This window comes from Flavobacterium saliperosum (assembly GCF_900100625.1).
GTDB lineage: Bacteria > Bacteroidota > Bacteroidia > Flavobacteriales > Flavobacteriaceae > Flavobacterium > Flavobacterium saliperosum.
The window spans coordinates 590,346-607,049 of record NZ_FMTY01000002.1 but is presented as its reverse complement, the minus strand read 5'-3'; the positions used below and the strand labels follow the sequence as shown (position 1 = coordinate 607,049).

15 protein-coding genes and 3 tRNA genes are annotated in these 16,704 nt (G+C 38.3%); 8 read left to right on the top strand and 10 right to left on the bottom strand.

The genetic code is table 11. From position 1 onward, the window contains the following. Nucleotides 1-82: 82 nt before the first annotated feature. Nucleotides 83-250, top strand: a complete 168-nt coding sequence (locus BLQ05_RS13775; protein WP_023576850.1) for a hypothetical protein — start codon at nucleotides 83-85, stop codon at nucleotides 248-250. Between the two features lie 246 nt (nucleotides 251-496). On the opposite strand, the gene BLQ05_RS06210 is transcribed toward BLQ05_RS13775, so the two are convergent. Beyond that, a complete protein-coding gene (locus tag BLQ05_RS06210) occupies nucleotides 497-2,977 on the bottom strand; it encodes a TonB-dependent receptor (RefSeq protein ID WP_023576848.1) in 2,481 nt (826 codons plus the stop codon). Between the two features lie 96 nt (nucleotides 2,978-3,073). Then, nucleotides 3,074-3,415, bottom strand: coding sequence for an arsenate reductase (glutaredoxin) (gene arsC / locus BLQ05_RS06205; protein ID WP_023576847.1), 342 nt, complete (start codon nucleotides 3,413-3,415; stop codon nucleotides 3,074-3,076). A gap of 82 nt (nucleotides 3,416-3,497) precedes the next feature. Here arsC and BLQ05_RS06200 point away from each other — a divergent pair, with 82 nt between their 5' ends. Continuing rightward, nucleotides 3,498-4,412 carry a CPBP family intramembrane glutamic endopeptidase gene (locus BLQ05_RS06200; RefSeq protein ID WP_023576846.1) on the top strand — a complete coding sequence of 305 codons (915 nt, stop codon included), beginning with the start codon at nucleotides 3,498-3,500 and terminating at the stop codon, nucleotides 4,410-4,412. Continuing rightward, nucleotides 4,412-5,449 (top strand): AMP-binding protein, encoded by a 1,038-nt coding sequence (locus BLQ05_RS06195; RefSeq protein WP_035654609.1) that lies wholly within the window; start codon nucleotides 4,412-4,414, stop codon nucleotides 5,447-5,449. The genes BLQ05_RS06200 and BLQ05_RS06195 overlap by 1 nt, the downstream gene beginning before the upstream one ends. A gap of 95 nt (nucleotides 5,450-5,544) precedes the next feature. On the opposite strand, the gene BLQ05_RS06190 is transcribed toward BLQ05_RS06195, so the two are convergent. The 5 genes from BLQ05_RS06190 to BLQ05_RS06170 all read right to left on the bottom strand — a co-directional run bounded on the left by BLQ05_RS06190 (nucleotide 5,545) and on the right by BLQ05_RS06170 (nucleotide 11,295). Next, entirely contained in the window at nucleotides 5,545-5,967 is a 423-nt protein-coding gene (locus tag BLQ05_RS06190; protein ID WP_023576844.1) for a DoxX family protein, read from the bottom strand. 170 nt (nucleotides 5,968-6,137) lie between these two features. Next, nucleotides 6,138-7,754 (bottom strand): M1 family metallopeptidase, encoded by a 1,617-nt coding sequence (locus BLQ05_RS06185; RefSeq protein ID WP_023576843.1) that lies wholly within the window; start codon nucleotides 7,752-7,754, stop codon nucleotides 6,138-6,140. 89 nt (nucleotides 7,755-7,843) lie between these two features. After that, nucleotides 7,844-8,719 carry a hypothetical protein gene (locus BLQ05_RS06180; RefSeq protein ID WP_023576842.1) on the bottom strand — a complete coding sequence of 292 codons (876 nt, stop codon included), beginning with the start codon at nucleotides 8,717-8,719 and terminating at the stop codon, nucleotides 7,844-7,846. A 1-nt stretch (nucleotide 8,720) separates the two neighbouring features. Continuing rightward, entirely contained in the window at nucleotides 8,721-9,509 is a 789-nt protein-coding gene (locus BLQ05_RS06175; RefSeq protein WP_023576841.1) for a hypothetical protein, read from the bottom strand. Between the two features lie 142 nt (nucleotides 9,510-9,651). After that, on the bottom strand, nucleotides 9,652-11,295 hold the full coding sequence (locus BLQ05_RS06170) for an acyl-CoA carboxylase subunit beta (protein ID WP_023576840.1): 1,644 nt from the start codon (nucleotides 11,293-11,295) through the stop codon (nucleotides 9,652-9,654). A 178-nt stretch (nucleotides 11,296-11,473) separates the two neighbouring features. On the opposite strand from BLQ05_RS06170, the gene BLQ05_RS06165 reads away from it, so the two are divergent. Together BLQ05_RS06165 and BLQ05_RS06160 are read left to right on the top strand one after the other, a co-directional pair. Then, nucleotides 11,474-12,118, top strand: coding sequence for a DUF47 domain-containing protein (locus tag BLQ05_RS06165; protein ID WP_023576839.1), 645 nt, complete (start codon nucleotides 11,474-11,476; stop codon nucleotides 12,116-12,118). Between the two features lie 25 nt (nucleotides 12,119-12,143). Further along, a complete protein-coding gene (locus BLQ05_RS06160) occupies nucleotides 12,144-13,439 on the top strand; it encodes an inorganic phosphate transporter (RefSeq protein ID WP_023576838.1) in 1,296 nt (431 codons plus the stop codon). 48 nt (nucleotides 13,440-13,487) lie between these two features. Here BLQ05_RS06160 and BLQ05_RS06155 read toward each other — a convergent pair whose 3' ends face one another. Both BLQ05_RS06155 and BLQ05_RS06150 read right to left on the bottom strand, forming a co-directional pair. Continuing rightward, nucleotides 13,488-14,249 (bottom strand): C40 family peptidase, encoded by a 762-nt coding sequence (locus BLQ05_RS06155; RefSeq protein ID WP_035654608.1) that lies wholly within the window; start codon nucleotides 14,247-14,249, stop codon nucleotides 13,488-13,490. 88 nt (nucleotides 14,250-14,337) lie between these two features. Beyond that, complete coding sequence (locus tag BLQ05_RS06150) at nucleotides 14,338-15,516, bottom strand: acetyl-CoA C-acyltransferase (RefSeq protein WP_023576836.1); 1,179 nt, start codon at nucleotides 15,514-15,516, stop codon at nucleotides 14,338-14,340. A gap of 276 nt (nucleotides 15,517-15,792) precedes the next feature. Between BLQ05_RS06150 and BLQ05_RS06145 the strand changes: the two genes are divergently transcribed. The 3 genes from BLQ05_RS06145 to BLQ05_RS06135 all read left to right on the top strand — a co-directional run bounded on the left by BLQ05_RS06145 (nucleotide 15,793) and on the right by BLQ05_RS06135 (nucleotide 16,073). Next, a tRNA-Ser gene (locus BLQ05_RS06145) sits at nucleotides 15,793-15,876 on the top strand. Nucleotides 15,877-15,881: 5 nt separating this feature from the next. Continuing rightward, nucleotides 15,882-15,956 (top strand) — tRNA-Pro (locus BLQ05_RS06140). 43 nt (nucleotides 15,957-15,999) lie between these two features. Further along, nucleotides 16,000-16,073, top strand: a tRNA-Arg gene (locus tag BLQ05_RS06135). 54 nt (nucleotides 16,074-16,127) lie between these two features. Here BLQ05_RS06135 and BLQ05_RS06130 read toward each other — a convergent pair. After that, a complete protein-coding gene (locus BLQ05_RS06130) occupies nucleotides 16,128-16,697 on the bottom strand; it encodes a hypothetical protein (RefSeq protein ID WP_023576835.1) in 570 nt (189 codons plus the stop codon). Between the last annotated feature and the right edge of the window lie 7 nt (nucleotides 16,698-16,704).

The window sequence follows — 16,704 nt, the reverse complement described above, 5'->3', positions numbered from 1 at the left end:
CCTTAAAATAATTTTAAGAAAGTATTGTTCAGGCTGATTTTTACCCGTATATTTGGCAAGAATTCATAAAATTCCGGAAAACATGTTTGAATTTCAACAGTATTTAGGCTTTTTACTTTTCTTAGGTATTTTCTTAACAGGATTTTGGCTTATGCTTTTCTTGGTAAACTTCGTTTTTTACTGGATTGGCGGCGCTTTATTCGAGTTGTACAAAGAGAAAAGAGCTGAAAGAGCACAAAAACAAGCGTAAAAAAATTTACGCCTGTCTTGAAATAAAAAAGTCCCGATGTATCGGGACTTTTTTTATTGGTTTTGTTTCCAAAAGTTTTATGGTTTATGCTTTAGCCCCGTCCCGATAGCTATCGGGTGGAGCGGTATCTTTTTTGTCTTTTCCAGTAACAAAAACGGAAAAGACAAAAAAGATATAGCGGAAAACGGGAACATGGACTGCCGGTACCTCCCGAGCCACTCGCTCCAGAGTAATCAGAGCTTGGTTTTAGCCACCGATGAATTCCTCACCGTTGTCGCCACCATTTTTAACCGGTCGTTCTTTTTCGTTTTTCTTTTTGTTGAAACGATAGGTGAACGAAAGGTTTATCTGGCGTTGTCTCCACTGCATTTCGCTATAAGAGTTTAATACGTTTTCCAGATTGGTTTCTATAATTCGCTTTCTGGAATTAAAGATATCGCTCACGTTTAACGCTAAAGTTCCTTTTTCTTTGAAGAAATCCTTGCTCAACGCTAAATTCGCCGAAAGCACTCCTTTGCTGGTTCCCTGTGCATTTTTTTGCGGCGCGTTATAGGTTCCGTTGGTTTGCCAGTCAATTCCGTAAGGTAAATTGATTTTTGATGTTATTCTGGAAAACCACGAATAGGCTGTATTGTCAAAATTCTGAACCACTTCTACACCGGCAAAATTGGTGTAAGCGTAATCGCCTTTTGTTTCGTTACGGAAGAAGTTGAAGTTTCCGTTTAATTTCCACCATCGGTATGGGGAATAATTCAGCGTGAATTCAAATCCGGTGCGGTATTGTGTGGCTAAGTTAATTGGCGTGCTTAGAATTACCGGAACACCGTTTACGAAATCACCGGATTCTCTTCGGATAAACTGATAAGAATCGGTAGTTTTATTGATATAGGCCGAAGTGTTGAACGTTAATTTTTCCCAACGTTTCATGTAACCAATGTCTATTGCATCGGTCATGGCCGGATCGATATCCGGGTTTCCTTTGAAAAGATTGATGTTACTGGAGTAATTAGAGAAAGGATTTAAGAAATGACCTCTCGGACGGTTAATACGTCGGCTGTAGGATATACTGGCGCTGGATTTTTCCGAGAATTCATAGGTAAGAAAAACACTTGGAAAGAAATTGCCGTATGATTTTGTGTTCAGATCATCGGTAGTTAACTGATTCACGTTGATTTTAGAATTTTCATATCGTAAACCAAGCAAATAAGAAAACTTATTGATTTTTGTGCCGAATTGCGTATAAAAAGCGTTAACCTTTTCTATGTATTCCAAGGTGTTGGTATAACGGCTATTATTTACCCAAACATCGTTATCGTCTAAAAATTGAACTTTAAAATCGGTTTTTAAATTGGTGAAGTTTCCGCGATATCCTGCTTCAAACTGGCTGTTTTTCCCGATGGGCAACACATAATCCGCCTGAATTAAATTTCGTTTCTGGTTTTCTTTACTGATGGTTCTTTCGAAGTCCGTATTGGCTTCATCTCCAAGAATATAATCCGAGATTATTGAATTGTCATCCTCCCTGTCACCTGAAAAAGCCCCGTCAATGGTTAATTTATGTCCGTCTTTTTTGAATTTTTTCGTGAAATTGGTTGAGTACTCCAAATTAATTTCTTTGTTGTCCTGATCGTTAAATCGGTTTCTGACGAAAGTGGGCGTATTGTTTTCATCGAAATTATAATACAGTACATTGTCCGGATTGGTTCCGTTGTTTTTTCTAACAGAAAGCGTATTGGTCCAAGAGATGGATTTGTCTAAAAACCATTCAAAACCGAAGTTGCTGTTGAAACCTTCACGCGCTCTTTCATTATTTCGTCTTTCGTTGATGTAACCTGTTGTGGCTCCGGTATTCCTGTCAAGATATTCGGTATCCGTCATGGAATTTCCGGGACTTTTACTGTTGGTGTATCCGGAAGTGGTGAACAAATTGAATTGCTCGCTTCTAAGGTTAATGTTCCCATTCAGCCCATAATTTTGAGGGTCTCCCACCGTTGCGGTAACGCTTCCGTTGATTCCCTGTGCTTTTCCTTTGCGAAGGATGATATTTACGATACCGCCACCGCCTTCAGCTTCGTAACGTGCAGATGGGTTGGTGATTACTTCCACTTTTTCAACGGCATCTGCCGGTAGCATTCTAAGTGCATCGGCTACATTACCGGCCATACCGGATGGTTTTCCGTCGATTAGAACCCTTACGTTATCGTTTCCGCGCAAACTTACATTTCCGTCAATATCCACAGACACCGAAGGGACGTTATCCAATACATCGCTGGCCGTTCCTCCTTTAACCATCATGTCCTGCCCAACGTTGTATACTTTTTTGTCCAATTTGATTTCCACGGTTGAACGTTCGGCAATAACTACCACTTCGTCCAATTGTTTCGAATCCTGAACTACATTTACAACACCAAGATTGGTGTCTTTATCAATAACCTTGTCTTTAAATTCAACGGTTTTAAAACCTAAAAATTCCACTTTAATGTAGTACGTACCCGCAGGAACATCAAAAGTGAATTCTCCTTTCGCATCTGTCATTCCTCCTGAAACGATAGCAGGATTTTTAGAGTTTTGTGCATAAATACTCGCGTATTCCAAAGGTTGATTGGTTGATTTTTCAATTACCTTTCCTGATACTTTTACTTTTGCTTTTTGCGGTCCTCGTTGTGCAAATGAAAATAATGTGGTTGCCAGTAATAAAAAAGTTATTACCGATTGAAGCTTTTTCATGAATGATTTGTTTGATTTGCTCTTTATGACTGCAAAATTACTCCTTGGTTTAAGGCTATATTCACAAATGTTTGTTAAAACAAATATTGAATTATTCTAAATAATCTCAAGAATTCGTTCAACAGGTCTGCCAATCACGGCTTTATCTCCGTTGATAATGATGGGTCTTTCGATTAGGACCGGATTTTCGAGCATGGCAGTGATGATCTGATCATCAGAAAGTTCTTTGTCTTTGAAGTTGTCTTTCCAGAGGGTTTCTTTGGTTCTGACCAATTCGATGGGTCTGATGTTTAGTTTTTTGATGATGGAAGTCAGTTCGCTTTTCGTGATTTTTTCATCAAGATACTTAAACGTCTCAAATTCAATTCCTTTTTCTTCCAGTAAACAAACGCCTTCACGGGATTTACTGCATCTTGGGTTATGATAAATGGTAATCATTTTAATTTTTTTACAAAAGTACTCCATATACTTCGAAAAATCGAGTAAATTCGAGCGGATAAATCAATTATAGAAAAGCGTTATGTATATCGAACAAATAAAAAGCAAAGAGTTTAGTTTTATCTTGTATCTCCCTGTTTTACTGGGTTTCTTCACATTAATGGCTGCCAATTATTTTATGACCCAAGGTGTTAGTACCGATGATTTAATGCATCAGTTAATTGCACAATGGGGGGCCAATATCACTTTTGTTATTGTGATCGTACCTTTGTCGTTAATGTGTCTGGGATTGCTGTTTTGGGTGAAATTCATTCACAGACAAAGCATCAGAAGTTTAACCACATCCCGTAAAAAAGTCGATTGGAACCGTATTTTGTTTTCTTTTGGTTTATGGGCGCTGATTTCGTCTGTATTAACCGGAGTGGCTTATTATTCATCACCCGAAAATTTTGTAATCAATTTTGAACCGGTTCCGTTTTTTACATTTATGCTTTTGGCCGTAATCCTGATTCCTTTGCAAACGAGTTTTGAAGAATATTTGTTCCGGGGTTATTTAATGCAGGGCTTAGGCGTAGTGACCAATAGCCGACTGATTCCTTTTTTAACCTCCTCTGTTTTGTTCGGATTGATGCATATTGCGAATCCGGAAGTGGGTAAATTGGGCATGGTAATTATGATTTATTATATAGGTACCGGAATTTTTCTGGGAATTTTAACTTTGATGGATGAAGGATTGGAACTCGCTTTAGGGTTTCATGCTGCCAATAATTTAATCGGAGCCCTTTTGGTTACCGCGGATTGGACCGCTTTTCAAACGAATTCGGTTTTAAAAGACATTTCGGAACCAACAGCTGGTTTCGACATCATTGTTCCGGTTTTTGTGGTTTTCCCGCTGCTTTTGCTTTTGTTTTCCAAAAAATACAAATGGACCAACTGGAAAGAAAAACTTACCGGAAGGCTGACTCCCGAAACAGATATTGAAACAATCGGACGATAATGAAACACAAGTATCAAACGGTACATCCCGGTTTTAAATTCAACGGAAAACATTTCAGTAAGAGCGAATTATGTCTTTTTGCCAATGAAAATGCGGTTTCAAAAGAAGAATATGAGGAACAGTTGGCTAAATTCATTTTGGAATGGTTTGACGATAAAGACTATGTTGCACTAACCACATCCGGAACAACGGGAACACCGAAAATCATCCATTTGAAGAAAGAAGCTATGGTAAATTCCGCTTTGGCTACAGAAGTTTTTTTTGATTTAAAGGAAAACTGTAAAGCGCTGCATTGTCTGCCAACACAATACATCGCCGGAAAGATGATGTTGGTTCGCGCGCTGGTTTTAGGTTGGGATTTAGATTTTGTAAAACCTGACACTCATCCGCTTGACGGTAATAAGGAAACGTATGATTTTGCTGCTATGGTGCCGCTGCAGGTGGAAAAATCGCTGGAGCAACTGCATCGTGTTAAAACCATTATAATTGGAGGGGCAAAACTGAATCCGACATTGGTTAACAAACTGAAAATCATTCCTTCAGACCTTTACGAAACGTACGGAATGACCGAAACGATTACGCATGTCGCAGCCAAAAAAATACAGGATAATGCTTTTTCGGTTTTACCGGATATTCGGATTTCTACCGATAAAAGAAATTGTCTGATAATTGCCGCACCACGACTTTCTGAAGACAAGATCATCACGAATGATGTGGTAGAAATCATTGACGGAAATAAGTTTATCTGGCTCGGACGTTTTGACAATGTGATTAATAGCGGCGGCGTGAAGCTGTTTCCAGAGAGAATAGAGGAGAAGCTTTCGGGTAAGATTCCGCAGCGTTTTTTTGTTATCGGAAAACCGGACAGTTCTTTGGGCGAAAAACTCATTTTGGTTGTTGAAGGAGAACCGTATGCCATTGGGAATTCCATTTTTGAAGGTTTGGATAAATATGAAAAACCGAAGGAAGTTGTGTTTGTCTCGAAATTTTCGGAAACGGAAACGGGTAAAATAAAACGCGCGGAGTCGATGCAATAAAAAAAACCACAAAGCGCTTTTTCAGTTCACATCGCCCCAATGACGAAGGTTAAGCATGCTTTGTGGTTATTATGTATAGAAAAAAGTTGTTTTCCTTATTGCTGCATTTTAAAATAATAATCTGCAGAGTGTTTGCCGCTTCCGTAGAACAGGAAGAAGACACAAAGAATTAAGGTAACGGATGCGAGAATGAAATTCTGCGTGTTGAATTCTCCGATGAAATTTACGGCAACCGCTCCAAGAAGAATGGGTAACTGTGCCCAAATGGACCATCTTGTCAGTAATCCGAAAACAATCATCAGGCCTCCCATCATGTGGGCTGCCGCGATGTAATGAATCAACAGCATTTCACTTCCGAAATTTTGCATTGAATTCAGAATTTCACTCAGATATTGCTTGTTGGTTATGAAAGAAATTCCTTTTATGATTAGAAAAACTCCCAAAGCAATTCTTAATATATCCAGCGGATAGCTCGTGTGTGCATTCGCCCATTTGTTTAAATTTTTTACAGTATCCATGGTATTTCCGATTTGATTTACCCTAAATTATTAATTACAAATTAGGTAACGTAATTTTTTCGTTAAAACCAATTTTAAAATCGACAAAGCGTTTATTTGTACATAAATAACTACGAATCAGTACATTAAAATAATAAATGAGACTTGTAATCGGTTCTATTTCAGTTCGTTTATTTTGAAATACTGAAAAACATTTTCGTTTTATTGAATGCTACCTTATCCAAGTTGGTTTTCTTGGGTAGGCTTTGCCAGTTATTGGTTGCGTTAATTCTTGAAACAAATCCGTCAAGCGTATATTCTACCGGCATTTCAAAATTTGCAACGTCGGTTTTCCAGCGTATCTGTACATTTTTTTTATGCTGACGCACTTCCAGAACGGGAATGTTTTTATAACGTAAATATTGGTTGAAAATCGGAGTAAGGTTTAAGCCCGACTCTTTGTTGAAGAAATCCACAACGGTTTCCGTATCGATAATTTGATGGCGGTAGGTTTCGGAATACTTTAATATCAGCGCCCACCACTTTTCATCCTCGTTGAGAACATGGCGAAGGGTGTTTAACATTAACGATCCTTTGTAATACATGTCGCCGGAACCTTCGTTATTAACCCCATAAGCACCGATAATTGGTTTGTCGTTTTGAACATTCAGACGTTGTCCGTTAATGTATTTCATGGCTTTTTCATAACCTTGCGTACATTCTATGAAAACCGTTTCCGAATAAGTGGTGAAACCCTCATGAATCCACATGTCGGCTATATCTTTCGAAGTCACGCTGTTTCCGAACCATTCGTGACCGGTTTCGTGAATGGTGATATAATCGAAAGCCAATCCCACACCGGTGAAGCTCAAATCGTTACCTAAATAACCTTTCATGTATTTGTTTCCGTAGGCCACGGCACTTTGGTGTTCCATGCCCAGATAAGGGGTTTCCACCAATTTATACCCGTCTTCTTTAAACGGATATGTTCCGAATTTCGATTGAAAACAATCCATCATAGGTTTAACATCGGCTTCAAAATGTTTACGGGCTTTTTCTTCATTGGCTCTTAAAACGTAATAATCCAAATCCAAACCTTTGTAAGTGTCATGAATATGAACGTAATCGGCAATATTTACAGTGATGTTGTAGGTGTTAATCGGACTTTTAACCTCCCAATCCCAACGGGTGTATCCGTTTTTTAAATCTTCGGAGCCTAAAAACCGACCGTTGGAAACATTCATCAGTCCGTTTGGAACAGCCACTTTCACGGAAGATCCAAAATCAGGTTCGTCGCTTTGTGAATCTTTTACCGGATACCACAAACTGGCTCCGGTTCCCTGAACGGCAACACCAATCCAGGGTTTGTCCTGCGTGTCTTTTTTGAAAACAAATCCGCCGTCCCAAGGTGCATTTCGGGCTACCAAAGGCTTTCCGGAATAATAAAAACGAATTTTGCCTTCCGTTCCGGGTTGCATCATTTCATTAAAATTGATAAAAACCGCATGATGATCCCGTTTGTATTGTAGCTTTTTCATATTGAAAACGATACTGTCCACTTTCATGTTGTCGAACAAATCGATTTGGATTTTTTTTGTCGGCTCCGCAATTTTAAATGTTATATCGTTATAACCGATGATGGTTCTTTCTTCGGGATTGATTTTGATATTCAAATCATAACGTTGCACATCGAAACTTGTTCGCTCATGGCGTAATCCGCCTTGTAACGTATCTTTGCGGGTGAAATGCTGAGCTGAAACCTGCTGTAACCCTAAAAGAAATAGGGAAATGTAGAGAATGTTTTTCATAATACTATAAAGTTAAAAAAAATCTGCTACGGTATAGGTAGCAGATTTTGTTGTTTTGTTACTTTGTATTGATAATTCATTAATCGTTTCTACTCGATATGCTTTATCATATGTGGTATGTTAGGTTCATTCTTACGAAGTTTATTTGCATTTTCATGAAGACCGTCAAACGTTTCTTCATCAACGCCTTTACATATTCCGTACGAATAATGGTATTTAAGTATTTCTCTGTCAAGAATACTGAATTTTTTTTCCCCTTCCGTACAAATTGAATAGAAACTGGAACAGTTCAGTTCATCTGTTCCTTTGAAATGCCCTAACGACCGAATGAAAAGTTCTTTCATTTTTTCTGTCATTAGCGTTTCAGTAAAGAAAACAACAGGATTAATTTTAATGTATCCTTTTGTGATTTGATTTTTGCCATTCCAATTCAGATAATAGTCTGCGTCAGAATTTTCCAAACTGGTATTATATTCAAAATCACCATTCAGGTAAATAACATAATTGGCCTCATTAATATTTTTCTTAAATGAAATATGAAGCGAATCAATATCTCTTGAAATTTCATCAGCAAAACGTTTTAGTGCTTTTTGTGTTGAAAGAGGCACACTTTCACTCAGGTAAATCTTTATTCCGTTTTTCCAGTATTTTAAACGTGTTTTTCCGTCTTTACTTTTGTTGTTATCATTAAAAGCAATTTTTTTATAGGTTTCAAGAAAATTAGCATCTTTATATTCAAACGGAACCACTTTGGCTTTAAGGTTTTCAACTCCAACCAAGGTGTCACCGTGTACAATAAAATAGTTTTTGGGATCACTTAAATCAGGTTCTTTTTTGAAGATACTCACATATTCATCTATAGAAATGAAAATCCTTTTATCCTTTGAATTTTTTGAACCGTGATGTTGTGCCAAAGCTGTGGTGACACACAAAAAGAATGCTGTAAAAAGAAAAACGTTTCTCATGTTATAAAGTTAAAGTGAACTTTCCGCTTGTGTTGGTAAAGGTTGTACTTTGGATTTTCTGTAATAGTTTTTTGAGTTCGGGATATCCGATTGCATTTTTATTATATAAACCGTAATGAAATCGAAGAATAGTGTAATCATAATTCGAAATTGTTCTGCTCCACTGATAATTCTCTGACAACAAGCTATCCGTTCCCAATTCATTTCTAATGCAAAAATTACCAAGGGAAGCAAAGAAAAACTGCCTCAATTTTGTTTTCAGTACCGTATTGTCCTTTAACTGATTCGGATTGAATAGTATTCTGCCACCATAAAACTTATTGGACTCATCTGTTAACAGGGAAAATGTTATCCCTTTATAGAAATCAAGTTCAAAATCATCCAATTTTTCAGTTACAGGGTAAATATAAAAGTTGGATTCTTTTTTATTGCGGACAAATGAAATGGTTAACTTCTCGATTTTTGGTAAAAATGTTACGAACTGTATAAAATCATCCTGAACGTCTTTAGGGATTTTGGAATCCAGATAAATTTTTATAGGTACAGACCAATGCTTGGTTTTACTGTAATCCCCGCTTGACACTCTGGTGAAAATGTGACGGTAATAGTCGTAATGAAATTCCTTTTTTAAGTTGAGTAAGCTAAACTCCTTCGGATTAACCCCTCCCGACATTACCAATGAATCATCCGTGAATGCATAATCCTGATATAACCGATTCTCAGAGTTATGGTGCTGGGCATTTAAAGAGCCTGCATATAAGAGCAGGAGTGCAAACAGAAATAGCTTCATTAAATGTTTTTGAGTTATAATTGAAAGTCAATTCAAACTTAATTAAAAATATAAAATTAAACTTACTTTATATTGTTTTTTAATGACAAAAGCCTGAAGAAAATATTCTTTCAGGCTTTTTGTTGTACTGAAGATTCCTGTCTTAAACCTGAATCACTCCCAAATTAAACTGTTTTTCAATAGGAGCGTGGTTGGCGGCTTCGATTCCCATGGAAATCCATTTTCGGGTATCCAACGGGTCGATGATAGCATCGGTCCATAATCTGGAAGCGGAATAATATGGGGAAACCTGTTCGTCGTAACGTGATTTTATTTTATTGAATAATTCGGCTTCTTTTTCCGGAGTGATTTCCTCGCCTCTTGCTTTCATGGACGATTCTTCAATCTGTAATAATACTTTTGCGGCTTGGGCGCCACCCATTACGGCTAATTCGGCACTTGGCCAGGCGAAAATCAAACGAGGGTCATATGCTTTACCGCACATGGCGTAGTTTCCTGCTCCGTAAGAGTTTCCAACGATAACCGTGAATTTAGGCACAACGGAATTGGCTACCGCATTTACCATTTTGGCGCCGTCTTTAATGATTCCGCCGTGTTCGGATTTGGAACCTACCATGAATCCGGTAACGTCATGAACGAATACCAACGGGATTTTCTTTTGGTTGCAATTGGCAATAAAACGGGTAGCTTTATCGGCTGAATCAGAATAGATTACGCCACCGAACTGCATTTCGCTTGGTTTGGTTTTTGCTCCTGTTGTTTTTACGATTTTACGTTGGTTGGCTACGATTCCCACTGCCCATCCGTCAATACGGGCGTAGGCCGTGATTATGGATTGTCCGTAACCGGCTTTGTATTCGTCCACTTCCGAATTGTCTACCAAACGTTTGATGATTTCCATCATGTCATATTGTTCGGTACGTGCTTTTGGAAGGATTCCGAAGATTTCATTTTCGTCTAAGGCTGGTTTTTCGGCTTTGATTCGGTTGTAACCCGCTTTGTCATAATCACCTATTTTTCCAACGATGTTTCGGATGGTGTCTAACGCATCTTTATCATCTTTTGCTTTATAATCGGTTACACCTGAGATTTCACAATGTGTAGTGGCACCACCTAAGGTTTCATTATCAATACTTTCTCCGATGGCGGCTTTCACCAGATAACTGCCGGCAAGAAAAATACTTCCTGTTTTGTCCACGATAAGCGCTTCGTCACTCATAATCGGTAAGTAAGCGCCACCGGCAACACAACTTCCCATAACGGCTGCAATTTGGGTGATTCCCATACTGCTCATGATGGCGTTATTGCGGAAAATACGTCCGAAATGTTCTTTGTCGGGAAAAATTTCATCCTGCATCGGAAGATACACTCCGGCGCTGTCCACTAAATATATAATAGGTAACCGGTTTTCCATGGCGATTTCCTGAGCACGCAAGTTTTTCTTTGCGGTTATTGGGAACCAGGCTCCGGCTTTTACGGTAGCATCATTGGCAACGACCACACATTGTTTTCCGTTAACATATCCAATTCTCACGACAACTCCTCCAGAAGGGCATCCACCGTGTTCTTTGTACATTCCTTCACCAACAAAGGCGCCGATTTCAATACTTTTTGCACCTTTATCCAAAAGATATTCGATACGTTCACGGGCTGTCATTTTGCCTTCTGCATGTAATTTTGCGATACGTTTTTCACCGCCACCCATTTTTACTTTGGCAAGACGTTGTTTCAGTTCGGAAAGTAAAAGTTTGTTGTGGTCTTCGTTTTTGTTGAAGTTAATGTCCATTATGTTGTTGTTTTAGCTCTGATAGTGTAATTTTGGTTGGCTAAAATACGAAACTTTTCATTCTGAAAAACAAAGATTTGCTCATCTTTTTCGACTTTCTTATTAATTGTGAATTAACATTGTCTTAACGTTAACTTAACATTGCACCGGTACTTTTGCGGCAATAAATTAACATACGATGTCAATAAACAGTATTTTCCAATTTTTGGTACCAAAAGACAAAAAATTCTTTCCTTTATTTGAGCAAGCAGCTGCTAACTTAACATTACTGGCGGAAACATTACATGAGGCAGTAAATGCTCCGAAAAACGAAAGAGAGACTTACTACAAAAAAATCGAAGAATTAGAAGCCAACATTGAGGAAATCACTCATAAAACGCATCTTGAACTAAGCAGGAACTTCATTACTCCGTTTGACAGAGAAGACATTCATGCTCTTATCAAAGCAATTGATGATGTTGCAGATTATATGCATGAGGGGGCAAGCAGAATGCGTTTGTACCAAGTGGAAAAAATCACAAAATCCATCCGTAAATTAACGGAAATTAATCTTGAAGCTTGTCAGTTAATAAGCAAGGCGGTATTGGAACTTAAAGATCTTAAGAATCTTAAGTCTATTACTGACGCCTGTAAGCGTATCAACAAATTAGAGAGCAAAGCGGACAGTGTATTTGATAAAGCGGTTGCAGACATTTTCGAAAACGAAACGGATGCGAAAAACGTAATTAAATACAAAGAAGTTTTGTCTTCATTGGAAACAGCAACTGATAAGTGTAAAGGAGTTGCGAATGTTTTAGAATCGATTGTTGTTAAACATTCTTAATTTCTTTTCAATCAGAAAGTAATCTATGGATTTTACATTATTAATACTAATCATCGTATTAGCACTTGTTTTTGACTACATTAATGGTTTTCATGATGCGGCCAATTCCATTGCTACGATAGTTGCCACTAAAGTTCTTACGCCTTTTCAGGCGGTGCTTTGGGCTGCATTTTTTAATTTTCTTGCTTATTGGGTTTTTGGTTTTGGTGTTGCGGATACCGTAGCAAAAACAGCTAAGACGGAAAATATTGATTTGGTTGTGATTCTCGCAGGTGTGATTGCGGCTATTATCTGGAATTTACTTACATGGTGGAAGGGAATTCCTTCCTCTTCATCACATACTTTAATTGGTGGTTTTGCCGGTGCGGCTATTGCGCATGCTGGTTTTAATGTGGTAAACTGGTACAAACCGGGTTCGGATGGTGCACTGCCTTCTGGTGTTTTGGTTGTAGTTGCGTTTATTGTTTTGGCGCCTTTATTAGGAATGCTGATTTCCTATTTCATATCCTTGTGGTTGATGTATTCTTCCAAAAAGAATATTTATCCTAAAATACTGACTTTGGTTTTGATGCTATTGGCTGGTTGGTTGTTATCGACTTTGCTTGTAGGTTATGAAGACATTAAAAAACCACGATTTGAAAGTCATTTTTGGAGTGTTTTAACCGAACCTTCCAATATAAAATGGTTTTTGGTAGCATTTATATTTTTTAGTATTGCCATTTTTAATTTACTTTTCAGTAGTTTTTCTTCAGCAAAATCGGAAGCTATTCTTAAGAAGATGCAATTATTGTCGTCAGCTTCTTTCAGTTTAGGACATGGTGGTAATGATTCGCAAAAAGTAATGGGTATTATTGCAGCTGCGGTTGCGGTGTATATTCATACCAGCGGCGTTACTGCGGATTCAATGCCGGATTGGTTGCATGTGATTTTACCTTCTGAGAAAGACGGTATTAAAACAGAAGGGCATATGCCGGGTTGGATTCCGTTAGCATGTTACGGCGCGATTGCGGCAGGAACATTAAGTGGCGGATGGAAAATTGTTAAAACAATGGGCTCAAAAATTACCAAAGTAAATGCTTTTGAAGGTGTTGTAGCAGAATCTGCCGGTGCTTTAACCTTGTTTATGACGGAGCATTTTAAGATTCCGGTTTCTACGACGCACACTATTACGGGTTCGATTATTGGAGTAGGAGTAACTAAAAGGGTTTCTGCCGTTCGATGGGGTGTAACCGTTAGTTTATTATGGGCTTGGGTACTTACGATTCCTGTGTCAGCTTTAATTGCGGCTATTGTTTATTACATTATGAAAATTTTCATGTAATCTCCCATGAAAAATGATAAAAAAAACCACGCTAAATGCGTGGTTTTTTTATACTATCTTTTTAATGACCCGGAGCTTATGCGTGTGTCTTCCGGTATCGATATTGTATATTCCCAGATGATCCAATCTGTCGATGCGTACTTTACCATGTGCGTGAATGATGTAATTGTCTTCCATAATCATGCCTACATGTGTGATTCGTCCTTCGTCGTTGTCGAAAAAGGCCAAATCGCCCGGCTCGCTTTCTTCTATAAAACTCAACGCTTCTCCTTGTGTTGCCTGTTGTGAAGCATCACGTAAAATGGAATACCCGTTGAGTTTGTAAACCATTTGAGTGAATCCGGAACAGTCAATGCCAAAAGGTGTCTTTCCGCCCCATAAGTACGGAGCATTCAGGTACATGAAAGCGGTTTTGATTAATTCCGATTTCGGTTTAATTCCGCATACTTTTAGTCCTTCAAATGAAAATTGGGAAACGTTAATTTCCGGATTGTCTAAAAAAGAAAGGGAACTTCCAATTGGAATGGGCAATAAGTAATTGTTTGGAGTCGTTATGTATTCCACCAAATCAGCGCTCATAACCGAAGCCGAATTGGAAAGGGAATTGTAATTTGCTTCCGAAATCATTTGGAATTGCTTGTTGTCAATCCATCCTTCATAACCATCAAAAGCCAACTGAATTCTAGACCATTTGTCAGTTTGTTCTAAAATTGTAAAGTGTTCCCCAAAGAGAACCTGAGAAACTAATTCGCTTCTGTCACTTGGCTCGACACGCAATGGAACTATGGCTAGATTACAAATAGCAAACATTTGGAAGAATTATGGGTTAAAAATTATGAGTTATGAATTATAAATTTTTCATCAATTTATAATGCACAACTCATAACTGATAATTTATTTATGCTCTTTCGATAACAATGGCTGAAGCACCACCACCACCATTACAGATAGCTGCAGCACCAACTTTTGCGTTGTTTTGCTCTAAAACATTAATTAAAGTAACAACGATTCTTGCTCCGGAACATCCTAGAGGGTGTCCTAAAGAAACCGCACCACCGTTAACGTTTACTTTTTCGTTATCCAATCCTAAGATTTTAGCATTGGCTAATCCAACTACGGCGAATGCTTCATTGAATTCGAAGAAATCAACATCAGCGACAGATAAACCTGCTTTGTCCAATGCTTTCGGTAATGCTTTTGCAGGAGAAGTGGTAAACCATTTTGGTTCTTGAGCCGCATCAGCATACGATTTGATGTACGCTAACGGTTTTAATCCCATTGCAAGTGCTTTTTCCTCACTCATTAGAATTAAGGCAGCAGCACCATCATTGATGGTAGAAGCGTTTGCAGCGGTAACTGTTCCGTCTTTAGTGAAAACAGCGTTTAAAGCTGGAATCTTATCTAATTTTACATTGCTGTATTCTTCATCTTTTGCGAAAACAATTGGGTCGCCTTTTCGTTGCGGAATAGATACCGGTACGATTTCGTTATCAAATTTACCTGCTTCCCATGCTTTTGCAGAACGCTCATACGATTGAATTGCGAAAGCATCTTGCTCTTCACGGGTGATTTTGTATTCTGAAGCACATAAGTCGGCAGAAACTCCCATAGCGTTGTTGTCGTACGCGTCGGTTAAACCGTCTTTCTGCATTCCGTCCAATAGCGTAGCCGGCCCAAATTTAGCACCGTTTCTCATGTGTACGTAATGCGGAATCAAACTCATGTTTTCCATACCACCGGCAACTACGATTTCTGCATCTCCGGCCATAATAGCCTGTGCGCCTTGCATGATTGCTTTCATTCCGGAAGCACAAACTTTATTTACAGTAGTACAAGCAACGGTATTTGGTAAACCTGCATAAATAGCAGCCTGACGTGCAGGAGCCTGACCAACGCCGGCCTGAACCACGTTACCCATTATAACTTCATCTACCAAATTCGGGTCCAAATTGATTTTATTTAAAGCACCTTTAATTGCTGTTGCGCCTAATTGTGGAGCTGTAACGGTTGATAAGCTTCCCATGAAACTTCCGATAGGAGTTCTTACCGCCGATACAATAACTACTTTTTTATTCATGATGTAATGTTGTTAGTTCGTTGAAGATGCGAATTTAACCAAAATTGTCAAGATATTTAAATTTGGATTTAAAAATATGAGCTTTTACGCCTTCCGGCAATTAATATGATGGGTAGTGATGGAAAGTGTTTTTTTTATGAAAACCTATATTACTGACTATGAAACAGTTTTAAATTATCTTTATTAAAAAATAAAAAAAACAGGCAAAATAGTTGCAGGAAAGATATCGTTAAGTTACATTTGCAACCGCAAAAAAGGATAACTTCTTTGCAAATAGGAGAGGTGCCAGAGCGGTAATGGAGCAGATTGCTAATCTGTCGACGGGTAACCGTCGCCAGGGTTCGAGTCCCTGTCTCTCCGCTTTTCGGGGTGTAGCGTAGCCCGGTCATCGCGCCTGGTTTGGGACCAGGAGGTCGCAGGTTCGAATCCTGCCACCCCGACGAAATAAATTTCAGTATTCCCAATTGAACTGAAAAAGAGTAAGGTCCCGTAGCTCAGCTGGATAGAGCAACTGCCTTCTAAGCAGTAGGTCTCAGGTTCGAATCCTGACGGGATCACAAAAAAAAACCACTGAATTTCAGTGGTTTTTTTGTTTTATATCGTTTTAGGGTTTATTCTAAACACTTCAGGTAATTTATGAAATAATTTTCCGGAAAAAAGGTGCCTTTAAAAGCTTCTGATTTCAATTCCTTTTTGAAGACGTAATCTACAGTTTCCGAAGCGTATTTTACCTTCATAAGACTAATCGGATATTTTTTCAAATCCTCAAAACCGTCTTTACTGAAAAGGAAGTAATTGTTTAACAGCCTAATGTTGTTTTTTTCTTTTTCATCATAATTTAACTGACTGCAGATGTCACCGGCACTCAATAAAGTGACAATTTTTCCATTGGTTAATTGAAGTGAAATTTTCGAAGTGGCATCAAAACATTTCGGGTTTATGAAATCTTTACTTTTTTGCAATAACTGAAAATTCAAATATGGTGTATCGTCAGAATTGACCAATGCAAAAAAAACAAAGTCTCTCGAATTCACAAAGTCTTTTTCATGAATCAGATAATCAGTCGTTTTTTTAATAAAAGTGGAGTCTGTTTTCTCTTCTATATCATAATCACATTTCGTTTGTTGTGCATTCAGGCTTATTCCTATAACTAAAAGTAAGGCGGATAGTAATTCTCTCATGTTATTT

Excerpts from the sequence above, each read along its gene's own strand:
- BLQ05_RS06170 (WP_023576840.1), bottom strand. The coding sequence starts at position 11,295 with ATGGACATTAACTTCAACAAAAACGAAGACCACAACAAACTTTTACTT.
- BLQ05_RS06200 (WP_023576846.1), top strand. The coding sequence starts at position 3,498 with ATGTATATCGAACAAATAAAAAGCAAAGAGTTTAGTTTTATCTTGTAT.
- arsC (WP_023576847.1), bottom strand. The coding sequence starts at position 3,415 with ATGATTACCATTTATCATAACCCAAGATGCAGTAAATCCCGTGAAGGC.
- BLQ05_RS06175 (WP_023576841.1), bottom strand. The coding sequence starts at position 9,509 with ATGAAGCTATTTCTGTTTGCACTCCTGCTCTTATATGCAGGCTCTTTA.
- BLQ05_RS06165 (WP_023576839.1), top strand. The coding sequence starts at position 11,474 with ATGTCAATAAACAGTATTTTCCAATTTTTGGTACCAAAAGACAAAAAA.
- BLQ05_RS13775 (WP_023576850.1), top strand. The coding sequence starts at position 83 with ATGTTTGAATTTCAACAGTATTTAGGCTTTTTACTTTTCTTAGGTATT.
- BLQ05_RS06190 (WP_023576844.1), bottom strand. The coding sequence starts at position 5,967 with ATGGATACTGTAAAAAATTTAAACAAATGGGCGAATGCACACACGAGC.
- BLQ05_RS06160 (WP_023576838.1), top strand. The coding sequence starts at position 12,144 with ATGGATTTTACATTATTAATACTAATCATCGTATTAGCACTTGTTTTT.
- BLQ05_RS06150 (WP_023576836.1), bottom strand. The coding sequence starts at position 15,516 with ATGAATAAAAAAGTAGTTATTGTATCGGCGGTAAGAACTCCTATCGGA.
- BLQ05_RS06155 (WP_035654608.1), bottom strand. The coding sequence starts at position 14,249 with ATGTTTGCTATTTGTAATCTAGCCATAGTTCCATTGCGTGTCGAGCCA.
- BLQ05_RS06130 (WP_023576835.1), bottom strand. The coding sequence starts at position 16,697 with ATGAGAGAATTACTATCCGCCTTACTTTTAGTTATAGGAATAAGCCTG.
- BLQ05_RS06195 (WP_035654609.1), top strand. The coding sequence starts at position 4,412 with ATGAAACACAAGTATCAAACGGTACATCCCGGTTTTAAATTCAACGGA.
- BLQ05_RS06210 (WP_023576848.1), bottom strand. The coding sequence starts at position 2,977 with ATGAAAAAGCTTCAATCGGTAATAACTTTTTTATTACTGGCAACCACA.
- BLQ05_RS06180 (WP_023576842.1), bottom strand. The coding sequence starts at position 8,719 with ATGAGAAACGTTTTTCTTTTTACAGCATTCTTTTTGTGTGTCACCACA.
- BLQ05_RS06185 (WP_023576843.1), bottom strand. The coding sequence starts at position 7,754 with ATGAAAAACATTCTCTACATTTCCCTATTTCTTTTAGGGTTACAGCAG.